Genomic DNA, 13,547 nt, shown 5'->3' with positions numbered 1-13,547 from the left:
CAACGCGGGACGCCTCCGTCCGGTTGCAGGCGAGGCGCTCCGGCGCATCCGGCTACGACGCGGCCTTGGCGCCGCGCGCCTTCTTCGGCTTCTCGATGTCGCCGCGCAGCGCGGCGAGGTCCTTCCTGACGGCGTTCGCCGCATCGCGCTCGATGCGGCGGTAGCGTTCGACCAATTGCTCGCCGAACGCCGTCAGAGCGGCGCCGCCGCCGTTCCGGCCGCCGGTCTGCCGCGCCACCGCGGGCTGCCGGCACACCCGGTTGATCTCGTCGACGAGGTCCCAGGCGCGCTTGTACGACATGTCCATGGCGCGGCCCGCGGCCGAGATCGAGCCGTGGCGGTCGATGTGCTCGAGCAGCGCGATCTTGCCCGGCCCGATACGGCTGCCGTCATCGAGATCGATGCGCAGGCTGAGAGAGGGCAGGGCGTTCGCTTTCGGCATGGAGGGTCTGCTCATACTGACGTGGGGCGGACATTGCCACCATCATGTTTTGCGAACAAGATGATCCCAACCGACAATCACAACGACATCTGGGGACGAAATGCTGCCTGAGCTGTTTTCACCGCTGACCATCGGTCCATATCATCTCAAGCATCGCGTCGTGATGGCGCCCTTGACGCGCATGCGCGCCGATCGGGCGACGCTCGCGCCGCGGCCGCTCAACGTCGAATACTATGCGCAGCGCGCGACGCCGGGCGGGCTGGTCATCGCCGAGGCGACGCCGGTGCTGCCGACCGGGACCGGCAGTCCGAACGTGCCCGGCATCTACAGCGCGGCGCAGATCGCCGGCTGGAAGCATGTCGTCGATGCCGTGCATGCGAAGGGCGGCGTGATCTTCCTGCAGCTCTGGCATGTCGGCCGCGTCTCGCATTCCTCGTTCCAGCCCGGCGGTGCGCTGCCGGTGGCCCCGTCGGCGATCGCGATCGGCGACGATCTCAAGGCGATGACCGCGGACGGCAAGGCCGCGGCCTACGAGACGCCGCGTGCGCTGCAGACCGACGAGATCCCCGGCCTCGTCGCCGCCTATCGCCAGGCCGCGCGCAATGCGATCGCCGCCGGCTTCGACGGCGTCGAGGTGCACGGCGCGAACGGCTATCTGATCGAGCAGTTCCTGCAGACCCGCACCAACCAGCGCACCGACCGCTACGGCGGCTCCATCGAGAACCGCTGCCGCTTCCTGCTCGAGGTCATGCAGGCGGTGATCGATGCCTGTGGCGCCGACAAGGTCGGCATCCGGCTGTCGCCCTACGGCATCGCCAACGGCTCCGGCGAGGCCGAGCCGATGCCGCTCTACACCCATGCGATCGAGGCGCTGAACGGCCTCGGCATCGCCTATCTGCACCTGATCGAACCGCGCTCTTCCGGCGCCGGCCGCGCCGATGTCAATTGGCAGAACGTGCCGTCGGCGCTCGCGCTGTTCCGGCCGGTCTGGAAGGGCGTGCTGATCGGCGCCGGCGGCTTCACCGGCGAGCCCGCGGAAGCGGCGATTCAGGCCGGCCACGCCGACGCCATCGCCTTCGGCCGCTACTTCATCTCCAATCCGGACCTGCCCGTCCGCCTGCAGCACGGCTGGCCGCTGACGCCATACAATCGTCCCACCTTCTACGGCGGCGAGGAGAAGGGCTACACGGATTATCCCGTGTATCAGGAGACAGCCGAGGCGTAGCCTTCGCTCTCTCCACGTCATTGCGAGGAGCGCAGCGTGCAACGATTGGCGCTTTTTGCTCGTCTCTCTCCCCATCGTCATGCCCGGGCTTGTCCCGGGCATCCACGTCCTCCCGCGCGTGCCGATCGACGTGGATGGCCGGGACAAGCCCGGCCATGACGCGGTCAGGGCTTGCAACAACAAACAACACTGCGTCGCCGGAGGAACCGCATCATGAAAAACCGCACGACCGGTCGCTCGGCCTTCCTCGCGCTGCTCAAGGACGAGGGCATCACGCATCTGTTCGGCAATCCCGGCACCACCGAGTTGCCGATCATGCATGCGCTGAAGGATCATCCCGATCTCACCTATGTCATGGCGATGCAGGAGAGCCTGGTGGTGGCGATCGCCGACGGCTTCAGCCGTGCCTCCGGCCGCCTCGTCGCCTGCAACGTCCATGTCGCGCCCGGCCTCGGCAATGCGATGGGCGCGCTCTACAACGCGCAGTTCACGGGCACGCCGATGATCCTGACCGCCGGCCAGCAGGAGCAGGGCCACGGCCTGATGGAGCCGCTGCTCTATGGTCCCCTGGTCCGCATGGCCGAGCCGCTGGTGAAATGGGCGGTCGAGGTGACGCGGCTGGAGGACCTGCCGCGCATCATCAGGCGCGCCGCCAAGGTCGCGACCACGCCGCCGACCGGGCCCGTCTTCATCTCGCTGCCCGGCGACATCCTCAATGCCGAGGCTGGCATCGATCTCGGCCGCTCCACCCGCGTCGATGCGCGCGTGCGGCCGTCCGCCGACGCGCTGCAGGCGCTCGCCCAGCGCATTCTGAAGGCGCAACGGCCGGTCATCATCACCGGCGACGAGATCGTCAAGAGCGATGCGCTGCAGGCGGCGGCCGACTTCGCATCGGCGCTCGGCGCGCCGGTGCATCAGCAGTCTGCGCCCTATGGCTCGCATTTTCTCTCCGAGCATCCCTGCTATATCGGCTCGCTGTCGCGCGCGCAGAAGCAGGTGCGCGACCTGCTGGCGCCGCATGATCTGCTGATCGTGCTCGGCGCCGATCCCCTGCGGATGTCCGTGCACAGCGAGACCCTGCCGCTGCCCGACGGCCTGCCGATCGTGCAGATCGGTCTGGTCGACTGGGAATTGGCTAAGAATTTCGGCGCCGAGATCGCGCTCAAGGCCGACGTCCGCGAGACGCTCCAGCAACTGACGCCGCTGCTGCGCGACCTCGGCGGTGCGGCCCTGCAGGCCCGCGCGCAGGAGCGCATCGCCGAGCTGTCGTCGAAGAACTGGAGCGCGCGGCGCCGGACGTTGACGACGCAGATCGAAGCGGTGCGCGAGCGGACGCCAATCGACCCGGACTATCTGGCGCTGCAGGTGGCCGAGGCCATGCCCGAGCACGGCATCCTGGTCGACGAGGGCCTCACATCCGCGCGCTACATGACCGCGCTGTGGCCCTATCGCGACCGCTACAATTATCACGCCCTCGCCTCCGGCGGCATCGGCTGGGGCCTGCCGGCCTCGGTCGGCGTCAGCCTCGCCAATCCGGACCGTCCCGTGGTGTGCTACTCCGGCGACGGCAGCGCGATGTATTCGATCCAGGCGCTGTGGACCGCGGTTCACCACAAGCTGCCGCTCTCGGTCGTCATCGTCAACAATGGCGGCTACCGCATCATCAAGCAGCGGCTGTTGTCCTTCCACGGCGACGACAACTACATCGGCATGGACTTTGCCGATCCGCCGGTTGATTTTGCAGGACTGGCGCGGTCGCTCGGCTGCGAGGCGCTGCGCGTCAGCGATCCCCGGCAGTTGAAGCCGACGCTATCTGAAGCGTTCCGCCGCCCCGGCGCCAAGCTGATCGAGGTAATGGTGAGCAACGCGGTGAATTGAGCAGCCGGGCCTCATGGTTCGAGACGCGCCGCGCCCGTGGCCGTCTCGCCTGGCATCAGGCCGGGTGCGGCGCGGCGCTCCTCACCATGAGGAGTGCGCTCCGCGACCGGAGTTGCAGATTGACCATGGGCGGCGTCCTCATGGAGAGGATTTGGCGCCGTGCGCGGCGCGGCACATTGATCATGAAGTCGTTGCCGGCTTCCCACAGCAACCTCATGGAGAGGAGTGCAGGCGTCGCTTCGATCTCATTCTGTGTCGCCCTGCATGACCTCCACACCCTCACCCTGAGGAGCCCGCCCCAAGGCGGGCGTCTCGAAGGGCGAGGCCCGCAGCGGATCGTCAGTCGGGCAAGAAAATACTTTACGAATATCCGAATATGTGCTCTATTCCCGAAATCCCGCCTCGACACGGAGGGGCGTTGCGCGCGATCGTCACGACACGCGGGGCGGGGAGCGATGGCCGCTGATGTGCCGCAGCGTGGGGAGACCTGCGCCGACGAACGGTGTGTTGCGGACGTAAAGGCGTGTGGTCCTGGCGCCCCGATGCTGGCGTCAAGTCTGCGGGTGATGATCCCGCTGGCGACGGTGGCTATCAAGCCGGACACCGGGGAGAGCGCGCTATACACGTGAAAACCGTCGCGCGGGGAATGCCGGATGTTCGGCTGAACCTGTGGTGACTGCCGCCTGCTATTCTTTCTGCAGGCGGGCCATGGGTGAGGCCTTCACCCGGCATTCCCCGCGCCCTCCGCCTTGACGAGGGCACCGCACCGGGAAACCTCGGGCGCTGATTGCGCCGCGAGAACGGAATCGCATTGCGGCACACTGATATCATCGATCCCTGCTACCAAGTTCCGAAATCCGGGACTTGCTTGATATCAGCACTGAATTCAAAGCGACCCCTTCCGCTTCGACCTCGATCCCGATATGACGCCGCCTTCGTTGTGACTGGAAAAGCGCCATGACCAGGATTGATGCAATCGCCCGTGCCCGTCAGGCCTTGACGAGCGGTGACTTTCTCGCCGAACTCGGCCGCCGCGTCGCCTACCGCACGGAGAGCCTCAATCCGGAGCGCAAGGACGAACTCGCCGCGTATCTGACGAACGAGCTGACGCCGTCTTTCGCTGCGCTCGGTTTCTCCTCCGAGATCGTGCCCTCGCCGAGCGGCCGCTCGCCGTTCCTGATCGCGACCTATCATGAGAGCGACAGCGCGCCGACGGTGCTGAGCTATGGCCACGGCGACACCGTCGACGGTATGGCCGGGGAATGGCGCGACGGCCGCGATCCCTGGGCGGTGACGCCGGCCGGCAACCGCCTCTATGGCCGCGGCACCGCCGACAACAAGGGCCAGCACAGCATCAACATGGCCGCGCTGCGCGCGGTGCGCGAGGCGCGCGGCGGCAAGCTCGGCTTCAATGCGAAGTTCATCATCGAGATGGGCGAGGAGATCGGCTCGCCGGATCTTGCCAAGGTGGCCGACCTCAAGCGCGACGCCTTGAAAGCCGACGTCTTCATCGGCTCCGACGGCCCGCGGCTGTCGACCGCGCGTCCCACCATCTTTCTCGGCTGCCGCGGCGGCATCCGGCTGCATCTCGACGTCAACCTGCGCGAGGGCGGCAATCACTCCGGCAATTGGGGCGGCGTGCTCGCCAATCCCGCCACCATCCTCGCCAATGCCATTGCCACGCTGGTCGACGGCCATGGCCGCATCAAGCTGGACTCGATGAAGCCGCCGCGTCTCACCAACGCGATCCGCGCCATCCTCGCCGACGTGAAGGTCGAGCCGACCGCCGACGAGCCGGCGCTGTCGGACGATTGGGGTGAGGAGGGGCTGACCCCGGCGGAGCGGCTGTTTGCCTGGAACACGCTGGAGGTGCTCGCGCTCTCTTCCGGCAACATCGACAAGCCGGCGAACGCGATTCCCGGCGCCGCCCGCGCCGTGCTGCAGCTGCGCTTCGTGGTCGGCACCAAGGTCGATACGATCGTCGAGGATGTGAAGACGCATCTCGCCGCGCACGGCCTTCCGATGATCGAGGTCAGCATGACGCAAGGTTTCATGGCGTCGCGCGCCGACATCGACAGCCCGTGGATCAAATGGGCGGCGGACTCCATCAAGATGAGCACCGGCAAGGCCCCCGCCGTGCTGCCGAACTTCGGCGGCTCGCTGCCGAACGACGTGTTTGCCGACGTACTCAAGATGCCGACGATGTGGCTGCCGCATTCCTATCCCGGCTGCTCGCAGCATGCGCCGGACGAGCACATTCTTCGGGATGTCACGGAAGAGGCGCTAGGCCTGATGGCCGGCCTGTTCTGGGATCTGGGTGAGTTACGGAAGCCGTTGTGAGTTGGGACCTTGTGAGCCACACCCCCGGCCGCGCGGGCGGTCCTCGCCTCTGCCCGCGTGCGGGGAGAGGCCGGATTGCATCGCCAGATGCAATCCGGGTGAGGGGGGCTCTCAGCTCAACTGGTGCCTGTGGCTGCCCCTCACCCCAACCCTCTCAGCGCGAGCGTAGCTCGTCGCGCCCCCGTGAAGAACGGGGAGAGGGAGCGCACCGTCAGCGTGGCAATAGTTTCGTCTTTCACGAGAGATATACTCGCGAGCAAAGGGAACCGAAGCGCAAGCTGATGAGCAGATGCGGTGCCCGCTTCAGACTTTCGTTGGGTCGCCGCAGCCGTGCGCCCCTCGTAGTTTACCATCCCGACGTTCGGCGCTGCACTCTCAGGCCGAATCTCTTGTCCAACGGTACGCGGCACAGGCAATTTGTCGCAAGCGTCCGAGAACTTCCCGCCGCGGGGCGGTCTATGGTGCCCGCGCCCGTCCGGCCGGAGATCGTCCGAGGCCGGGCGGGATGATTTTGACTTGGCTCAGGTTTATGCAAGCATCCGGCACTCAGCCGGATTGAGGAGATACAGATGAAGCAGCTTCGCCTATTTGGTCTGGCCTTTGCCGCCGCGCTCTGCGCCGGCCAGGCGCAGGCCGAGGACCTGACGGGGACCCTGAAGAACATCAAGGAGACCGGCGCCATCACGCTCGGCGTTCGCGATTCCTCGATTCCGTTCTCCTATCTCGACGACAACCAGAAGCCGATCGGCTTCGCCATCGACATCTGCATGGGCATCGTCGATGCGGTGAAGAAGGAGCTCAAGCTCGATAAGCTCGAGGTCAAGCTCAACCCGGTGACGTCGTCGACGCGCATCCCGCTGCTCGCCAACGGCACCATCGATCTGGAATGCGGCTCGACCACCAACAATGCCGACCGCCAGAAGCAGATCTCCTTCACCAACACCCACTTCCTGACCGCGAGCCGCTACGTCTCGAAGAAGACGAGCAAGATCAACGCCATCGATGATCTGAAGGGCAAGGCGGTGGTGTCTACCGCCGGAACCACCAACATCAAGCAGCTGACCGAGGCCAATGCCGCACGCAATCTCGGCATCAACATCATCCCGGCCAAGGATCATGCCGAAGCGTTCCTGATGGTCGAGACCGACCGCGCCGTCGCCTTCGTGATGGACGACATTCTTCTGGCCAGCCTCGTCGCCGGCTCGAAGGATCCGGCCGCCTACGTCGTCTCCAAGGACGCGTTCTCCAAGCCCGAGCCCTACGGCATCATGCTGCGCAAGGACGATCCGCAGTTCAAGAAGGTCGTCGATGCCGCGACCGCCAAGATCTACACCAGCGGCGAGGGCGCCAAGCTGTACGACAAGTGGTTCATGCAGAAGATCCCGCCGAAGGGCCTGAACCTCAACACCCCGCTGTCCGCCGAACTGAAGGCCGAATTCGCCAAGCCGTCGGACTCGCCGGATCCGGATTCGTACAAGCCGTGATCGCCTTCACCTCTCCCCGCTCGCGGGGAGAGGTCGGATCGCATCGAAGATGCGATCCGGGTGAGGGGGACTCTCCATGAGCGCGGCGCGTGGAGAGTCCCCCTCACCCCAACCCTCTCCCCGCTAGCGGGGCGAGGGAGCCCACCGTCAACGCGGTGACAGCTTGGCTCCCATTCGAGGTAACCCAGCCACACTTGGCCCGAGGATTGCTCTGGTATCGTGGATTGAGCTTGAATGAACGGGACCGATCGGATCAGCTCGATCGCAGCCGTGCTCCGAAACGAACTCTTTTCTGGATGTCCCCGTGAACTACACCTGGAACTGGCACATCTTTCTGGAGCCGAACCCGACCGGGGCCGGCACCTATTTCGACATGCTGCTGGCGGGGCTGAAGGTCACGATCGTGACCTCGCTGTCGGCCTGGGTGATCGCGCTGATCTTCGGCACGATCGTCGGCATCCTGCGCAGCCTGCCGTCGAAGCCCGCGAACTGGGTCGGCTTCGCCTATGTCGAGTTCTTCCGCAACATGCCGCTCTTGGTGCAGCTGTTCCTGTGGTTCTTCGTGCTGCCGGAGCTGTTGCCGCCCACCATCGGCCTGTGGCTGAAGCAGATGCCGAATGCGCCGTTCTATACCGCGGCTGTCGGCATCGGCCTGTTCATGTCAGCACGTGTCGCGGTGCAATTGGCGGCCGGCATCGGCTCGCTGCCGCGCGGCCAGAAGATGGCGGCGACCGCGCTCGGCCTCACCACCTTGCAGGCCTATCGCTACGTGCTGCTGCCGATGGCCTTCCGGATCATCCTGCCGCCTTTGACCTCTGAGTTTCTCAACACGGTCAAGAACAGTGCGGTGGCGATCACCATCGGCCTGATCGAGCTGACGGGTGCTGCGCGCGCGATGCAGGAATTCTCGTTCCAGGTGTTCGAGGCCTTCAGCGCCGCCACCCTGATGTATCTCGTCATCAACGTCATCGTCGTGATCGGCATGCGGCTGCTCGAGCGCGCCGTAGCGATCCCTGGCTACATCACGGGCAAATGAGATGCTGGCCAATTTCGATTTCGACGTCATCCGCCGCTCGCTGAGCTACCTGTTCATCGACGGCATGACCTTCACGCTGACCCTGACCGCGCTGTCGGCGACGGGCGGTCTCGTGTTCGGCACCCTGATCGCGCTGATGCGGTTGTCCGGTTATCGCGTGATGGGCTGGATCGCCGGGCTCTATGTCGACTTCATGCGCTCGCTGCCGCTGGTGCTGGTGATCTTTTGGTTCTACTTCCTGGTCCCCTATATCGGGCAGTGGATCACCGGCTCGTCGCGGCCGATCAAGGTCGGCGCGTTCGCGTCGTCGCTGATCACCTTCATCCTGTTCGAGGCGGCGTATTTCTCCGAGATCATGCGTGCGGGCATCCAGTCGATCTCACGCGGGCAGCCGGCTGCGGCCTCGGCGCTCGGCCTGACCTATGCGCAGACCATGCGCTACGTCGTGCTGCCGCAGGCGTTCCGCAACATGCTGCCGGTGCTGCTGACCCAGACCATCGTGCTGTTCCAGGACACCTCGCTGGTCTACGTGCTGTCGATCCCGGACTTCCTCGGCGCGGCGTCGAAGGTCGCCCAGCGCGACGGGCGCCTGGTCGAGATGTACCTGTTCGCGGCCCTGGTCTACTTCACCATCTCCTGTGTCGCGTCCTACGGCGTCCGCCGCCTGCAGTCGCGCATCTCCATCATCAGATAGTGGGCAGGATGAGCAAGCCGACAAGTACACCTTCATTCACCTCTCCTCGCTTGCGGGGAGAGGTCGGATTGCATCGAAGATGCAATCCGGGTGAGGGGGACTCTCCACGAGACCACTCGCGGAGACTCCCACTCACCCCGACCCTCTCCCCGCAAGCGGGGAGAGGGAGCGCACCGTCTTCGTTGAAGCAGGCGACGAACCTCCCATGATCGAAATCAGCCACGTCAACAAATGGTACAGCCCGAGCTTCCAGGTGCTGAAGGACTGCACGACCTCGGTCGCCAAGGGCGAGGTCGTCGTGGTCTGCGGCCCCTCCGGCTCCGGCAAGTCGACCCTGATCAAATGCGTCAACGCGCTCGAGCCGTTCCAGGACGGATCGATCACCATCGACGGCCTCAAGGTCAACGATCCCAAGACCAACCTGCCGAAGCTGCGCTCGCGCGTCGGCATGGTGTTCCAGCATTTCGAGCTGTTTCCGCATCTGAAGATCATCGACAATCTCTGCCTCGCGCAGCAGAAGGTGCTGGGGCGCGGCCAGGAGGAAGCGACCGCCAAGGGCATGAAGCTGCTGGAGCGCGTCGGGCTGAAGGAGCAGGCGCAGAAGTTTCCGGCGCAACTCTCCGGCGGCCAGCAACAGCGCGTCGCGATTGCGCGCGCCCTCGCCATGGACCCGATCGCGATGCTGTTCGACGAGCCGACCTCCGCGCTGGATCCGGAGATGATCAGCGAGGTGCTCGACGTCATGGTCGATCTCGCCCGCGAGGGCATGACCATGATGGTCGTGACCCACGAGATGGGCTTCGCCCGCAAGGTCGCCCACCGCGTCATCTTCATGGACCGCGGCGAGATCGTCGAGGACGCCAAGAAGGAGGATTTCTTCGGCCAGCCCCGCAGCGAACGCGCGCAGCAGTTCCTGTCGAAGATCCTGTCGCATTGAGGGAGTTGTTGTTTGCGGGCCGTGGCTCTGTTGCCGCATAAGTGTATGGAATTCGTGCCCACGTCTCTCCGCGTCGTCATGGCCGGGCTTGTCCCGGCCATCCACGTCGACCGGCCCGGAGGAGCGACGTGGATGCCCGGGACAAGCCCGGGCATGACGAGTAATTCATTGGCATATGCTCTTTTGGCCCGATATCCGACAATTCATAGTTCGAACGCGAACGACTAGGAGACATGTCCTTGGACCCCATCGCTTACGTCAACGGCGCCTTCGTGCCTCTGTCCGAGGCCAACGTCTCGGTGCTCGACCGCGGCTTTCTGTTCGCGGACGGCATCTATGAGGTGGCCGCCGTGCTCGACGGCAAGCTGGTCGACAGTGCCCCGCACCTTGCCCGTCTGGAGCGCTCGGTCGGCGAGATCGGCCTGGCGCTGCCGGAAAGCCTCGCCCGTATCGAGGAGCTGCAGAAGGAACTGGTCGCCCGCAACATGCTCGACCAAGGCATGGTCTATCTGCAGGTCACGCGCGGCGCCGACAAGGGCCGCGACTTCCCGTTTCCGAAAGGCGACGTCAAGCCGACGCTGGTGATGTTCGTCACGTCGAAAAACATCGTCGACGCGCCCTCCGCGAAGACGGGCATCGGCGTGATCACGGTCCCCGACATCCGCTGGGCGCGGCGCGACATCAAGAGCGTCGCGCTGTTGGCGCAGGTGCTGGCCAAGCAGGCGGCGGCCGCGGCCGGCGCGGGCGAGGCCTGGATGGTCGAGGACGGCCATGTCACCGAAGGCGGCTCGTCGTCGACCTTCATCCTGACCCAGGACGACGTCATCGTCACCAGGCCGAACTCGACCGCGATCCTGCCGGGCTGCACCCGCAAGGCGGTGGTGAAGCTCGCCGAGGAGCGCCAGCTCAAGGTCGAGGAACGGCTGTTCACCGTCGACGAAGCGCTCGCGGCCAAGGAGGCGTTCATCACCAGCGCGAGCTCGTTCGTGCAGCCGGTGGTCACGATCGACGGCAAGCCGGTCGGCGGCGGCAAGGTGGGGCCGGTGGCGACGCGGCTGCGCGAGATCTATGTCGATTTTGCGCGCGCCACGGCGGTGTAGTTCGGCGAGAGAGAGCAGGTGCAGCATCGAAACTCGTTTGCATTCTCCGGCGCTTTGCTATCGTGGCGGAGCAACACGAAAACTGCAGGGAGGAGTTTCGATGCGATATCGCTGGGGCGTGCTCGCGGCTGGATTGATGATGACGGGCGCGGCGTTGACGATGATTAGGACGGCGTCGGCCGATGACGGCTGGGTGACCCTGGTCGACGGCGACAAGAAGGTCGAGTTCACCGAGGTTGGTAAGGCCAATTGGGAGGCCAAGGACGGTACCTTGATGGCCGACAAGCTCGACGGCAAGGATCCGTCCTATCTGGTCACCAAGACCAGCTACAAGGATTTCCAGATCAAGGCCGAGTTCTGGGTCGACGACGCCGCCAACAGCGGCATCTTCATCCGCTGCGACCAAGCGGAGAAGATCGACTCGAACATCTGCTACGAGGTCAACATCTTCGACAAGCGCCCCGATCCGAAATATGGCACCGGCGCGATCGTCGACGTGTCGAAGGTCGACCCGATGCCGAAGGCGGGTGGCAAGTGGAACACCTACGAGATCACCGCCAAGGGCACGCGGCTGACCGTGATCCTCAACGGCGAGAAGACCGCCGATGTCGATGACAGCAAGCACGCGGCGGGACCGATCGCCCTGCAGTACGGCTCTGGTATCGTGAAATTCAAGAAGGTGCAGATCAAGCCGCTGTAGCGGCCGTGCATTCCGGACAGCGGCGCTGGCCGCGGCTCGCACGATAGAGGCCCTTGCAGTACCAATGGCGCGCCATCATCTGCAGGGGATGGCGGGCCAGCCGGGCCAGCGTCACCAGTTCAAGCATGGCGGGCATTGCGGACTCCTCGACATCTTTCCAATGTTTGCGAAATGGGGCGGCACTTCGTTTTCAGAAGTGCCGCCCCGATCGCATCAGCCATGCAGCTTCTTGGCGGTCTCAGCGATCACGCGCCCCTGATAGCGCGCTCCCGCCAGCTCGTTCTCGCTCGGCTGCCGGCTGCCGTCGCCACCGGTGATGGTGGTCGCGCCATAGGGCGAGCCGCCGGTGACCTCGTCGAGCTTCATCTGGCCGGCGAAGCCGTAGTTGAGGCCGACGATGGTCATGCCGAAATGCAGCAGGTTGGTGATGATCGAGAACAGCGTCACTTCCTGGCCGCCATGCTGGGTCGCGGTCGAGGTGAAGGCGCCGCCGACCTTGCCGTTCAGCGCGCCCTTGGCCCAGAGGCCGCCAGCCTGGTCGAGGAAGTTGGCCATCTGCGAGGCCATGCGGCCGAAGCGGGTGCCGGTGCCGACGATGATCGCGTCGTAGTCGGCGAGTTCCTCGATCTTGGCGATCGGGGCGGCCTGGTCGAGCTTGTAGTAGGAGGCCTTGGCGACATCGGCCGGCACCAGCTCCGGCACCCGCTTGATATCCACGGTGGCGCCGGCTTCGCGGGCGCCTTCGGCGACCGCGTTGGCCATCGCTTCGATGTGGCCGTAGGCGGAGTAGTAGAGAACGAGAACCTTGGTCATTGTAGTCTCCGTGGTGATGCGAGTGATCGGGAAGAGCGTCCCGGCCGGATGGCTGGCCGGGATCGCGTGAGAGGGTCAGGCAGCGTCGACCAGCACCAGCTCGGAATCCTCGAGCGCGGTGATCTTGAGCGTGGCCTCGTCGCGGATGGCCGCGCCGTCGCGGGCGTTGATACGGACGCCGTTGACCTCGACGCTGCCGGCGGCAGGCACAAGATAGAGATGGCGGGCCTTGTCGGCGCTGTACTCGGCGGTCTCACCGGCCTTGAGCGTGGTGCCGAGGACGCGCGCCTTGGCGCGGATCGGCAGCGCGTCGCCGTCATCTGCGAAGCCCGAGGCCAGCGTCACCAGCTTGCCGGAGCGGTCCGACTTCGGGAACGGCTTGGCGCCCCAGGTCGGCTGGCCGCCCTCGGTGGCGGGCTCGATCCAGATCTGGAAGATCCGCGTCGTGGTCGGCTCGAGATTGTATTCGGAGTGGCGGATGCCGCTGCCGGCGCTCATCACCTGGACGTCGCCGGCTTCGGTCCGGCCCTTGTTGCCGAGGCTGTCCTGATGGGTGATCGCGCCCTCGCGGACATAGGTGATGATCTCCATGTCGCGATGCGGATGGGCGGGAAAGCCGGTATTCGGCGCGATCTCGTCGTCGTTCCACACCCGCAGGGCGCCGTGGCCCATGTTCTTCGGATCGTAATAGCTCGCGAACGAGAAATGGTGCTTGGCCTTCAGCCAGCCGTGGTCGGCGCCGCCCAGCGCCGCAAAGGGCTTCAATTCGATCATGGGTCTGCTCCTTCAGATTGCGACGGTCGGCCGTCACCCGCCGCGCTGTTCGGCATTGGAATAGGGGGATTGCCAGGGTATATAAATAGAAACTATTGAAACCCATTGTTTCCTAAAGCGAGAT

The 13,547-nt window shown here is 65.2% G+C and carries 13 protein-coding genes; 9 read left to right on the top strand and 4 right to left on the bottom strand.

The genetic code is table 11. The annotated features are described in order from the left end of the window. Nucleotides 1-52 precede the first annotated feature (52 nt). Nucleotides 53-442 (bottom strand): winged helix-turn-helix domain-containing protein, encoded by a 390-nt coding sequence (locus tag ACQR1B_RS19075; RefSeq protein WP_434836031.1) that lies wholly within the window; start codon nucleotides 440-442, stop codon nucleotides 53-55. A 100-nt stretch (nucleotides 443-542) separates the two neighbouring features. On the opposite strand from ACQR1B_RS19075, the gene ACQR1B_RS19070 reads away from it, so the two are divergent. The 9 genes from ACQR1B_RS19070 (at nucleotide 543) to ACQR1B_RS19030 (ending at nucleotide 11,836) form a co-directional block, all read left to right on the top strand. Further along, the gene (locus tag ACQR1B_RS19070; protein WP_434836032.1) at nucleotides 543-1,667 is read left to right on the top strand and encodes an alkene reductase; all 1,125 of its coding nucleotides are present in this window, start codon (nucleotides 543-545) and stop codon (nucleotides 1,665-1,667) included. Nucleotides 1,668-1,880: 213 nt separating this feature from the next. After that, a complete protein-coding gene (locus tag ACQR1B_RS19065) occupies nucleotides 1,881-3,545 on the top strand; it encodes a thiamine pyrophosphate-binding protein (protein ID WP_434836033.1) in 1,665 nt (554 codons plus the stop codon). A 957-nt stretch (nucleotides 3,546-4,502) separates the two neighbouring features. Further along, nucleotides 4,503-5,885 carry a M20 family metallopeptidase gene (locus tag ACQR1B_RS19060; protein ID WP_434836034.1) on the top strand — a complete coding sequence of 461 codons (1,383 nt, stop codon included), beginning with the start codon at nucleotides 4,503-4,505 and terminating at the stop codon, nucleotides 5,883-5,885. A 569-nt stretch (nucleotides 5,886-6,454) separates the two neighbouring features. Beyond that, on the top strand, nucleotides 6,455-7,369 hold the full coding sequence (locus tag ACQR1B_RS19055) for an amino acid ABC transporter substrate-binding protein (RefSeq protein ID WP_434836035.1): 915 nt from the start codon (nucleotides 6,455-6,457) through the stop codon (nucleotides 7,367-7,369). Between the two features lie 304 nt (nucleotides 7,370-7,673). Further along, nucleotides 7,674-8,405, top strand: coding sequence for an amino acid ABC transporter permease (locus ACQR1B_RS19050; protein WP_434836036.1), 732 nt, complete (start codon nucleotides 7,674-7,676; stop codon nucleotides 8,403-8,405). Nucleotide 8,406: 1 nt separating this feature from the next. After that, nucleotides 8,407-9,099, top strand: a complete 693-nt coding sequence (locus ACQR1B_RS19045; RefSeq protein ID WP_434836037.1) for an amino acid ABC transporter permease — start codon at nucleotides 8,407-8,409, stop codon at nucleotides 9,097-9,099. A 205-nt stretch (nucleotides 9,100-9,304) separates the two neighbouring features. Then, a complete protein-coding gene (locus ACQR1B_RS19040) occupies nucleotides 9,305-10,036 on the top strand; it encodes an amino acid ABC transporter ATP-binding protein (protein ID WP_434836038.1) in 732 nt (243 codons plus the stop codon). A gap of 239 nt (nucleotides 10,037-10,275) precedes the next feature. Continuing rightward, complete coding sequence (locus tag ACQR1B_RS19035; RefSeq protein WP_434836039.1) at nucleotides 10,276-11,136, top strand: D-amino-acid transaminase; 861 nt, start codon at nucleotides 10,276-10,278, stop codon at nucleotides 11,134-11,136. 100 nt (nucleotides 11,137-11,236) lie between these two features. Then, complete coding sequence (locus ACQR1B_RS19030) at nucleotides 11,237-11,836, top strand: 3-keto-disaccharide hydrolase (protein ID WP_434836040.1); 600 nt, start codon at nucleotides 11,237-11,239, stop codon at nucleotides 11,834-11,836. Here ACQR1B_RS19030 and ACQR1B_RS19025 read toward each other — a convergent pair. The 3 genes from ACQR1B_RS19025 to ACQR1B_RS19015 form a co-directional block, all read right to left on the bottom strand. Then, nucleotides 11,823-11,972: a hypothetical protein gene (locus tag ACQR1B_RS19025; protein WP_434836041.1), complete on the bottom strand. Its 150-nt coding sequence runs from the start codon at nucleotides 11,970-11,972 to the stop codon at nucleotides 11,823-11,825. The genes ACQR1B_RS19030 and ACQR1B_RS19025 overlap by 14 nt on opposite strands. Nucleotides 11,973-12,049: 77 nt before the next feature. Further along, nucleotides 12,050-12,649, bottom strand: a complete 600-nt coding sequence (gene wrbA, locus ACQR1B_RS19020; RefSeq protein WP_434836042.1) for an NAD(P)H:quinone oxidoreductase — start codon at nucleotides 12,647-12,649, stop codon at nucleotides 12,050-12,052. A 75-nt stretch (nucleotides 12,650-12,724) separates the two neighbouring features. Continuing rightward, nucleotides 12,725-13,423, bottom strand: coding sequence for a pirin family protein (locus tag ACQR1B_RS19015; RefSeq protein WP_434836043.1), 699 nt, complete (start codon nucleotides 13,421-13,423; stop codon nucleotides 12,725-12,727). Between the last annotated feature and the right edge of the window lie 124 nt (nucleotides 13,424-13,547).

Origin of the sequence: Bradyrhizobium oligotrophicum, assembly GCF_051168495.1 — a bacterium.
In the GTDB taxonomy this organism is placed as follows: domain Bacteria; phylum Pseudomonadota; class Alphaproteobacteria; order Rhizobiales; family Xanthobacteraceae; genus Bradyrhizobium; species Bradyrhizobium oligotrophicum_A.
Note: the sequence above shows the minus strand (reverse complement) of the source record. Positions and strands in the feature narration are given on the sequence as shown.

What these genes read in the sequence shown, in the direction of transcription:
- ACQR1B_RS19075 (WP_434836031.1), bottom strand. Translation starts at nt 442, where the DNA reads ATGCCGAAAGCGAACGCCCTGCCCTCTCTCAGCCTGCGCATCGATCTC.
- ACQR1B_RS19070 (WP_434836032.1), top strand. Translation starts at nt 543, where the DNA reads ATGCTGCCTGAGCTGTTTTCACCGCTGACCATCGGTCCATATCATCTC.
- ACQR1B_RS19065 (WP_434836033.1), top strand. Translation starts at nt 1,881, where the DNA reads ATGAAAAACCGCACGACCGGTCGCTCGGCCTTCCTCGCGCTGCTCAAG.
- ACQR1B_RS19060 (WP_434836034.1), top strand. Translation starts at nt 4,503, where the DNA reads ATGACCAGGATTGATGCAATCGCCCGTGCCCGTCAGGCCTTGACGAGC.
- ACQR1B_RS19055 (WP_434836035.1), top strand. Translation starts at nt 6,455, where the DNA reads ATGAAGCAGCTTCGCCTATTTGGTCTGGCCTTTGCCGCCGCGCTCTGC.
- ACQR1B_RS19045 (WP_434836037.1), top strand. Translation starts at nt 8,407, where the DNA reads ATGCTGGCCAATTTCGATTTCGACGTCATCCGCCGCTCGCTGAGCTAC.
- ACQR1B_RS19040 (WP_434836038.1), top strand. Translation starts at nt 9,305, where the DNA reads ATGATCGAAATCAGCCACGTCAACAAATGGTACAGCCCGAGCTTCCAG.
- ACQR1B_RS19030 (WP_434836040.1), top strand. Translation starts at nt 11,237, where the DNA reads ATGCGATATCGCTGGGGCGTGCTCGCGGCTGGATTGATGATGACGGGC.
- ACQR1B_RS19025 (WP_434836041.1), bottom strand. Translation starts at nt 11,972, where the DNA reads ATGCCCGCCATGCTTGAACTGGTGACGCTGGCCCGGCTGGCCCGCCAT.
- wrbA (WP_434836042.1), bottom strand. Translation starts at nt 12,649, where the DNA reads ATGACCAAGGTTCTCGTTCTCTACTACTCCGCCTACGGCCACATCGAA.
- ACQR1B_RS19015 (WP_434836043.1), bottom strand. Translation starts at nt 13,423, where the DNA reads ATGATCGAATTGAAGCCCTTTGCGGCGCTGGGCGGCGCCGACCACGGC.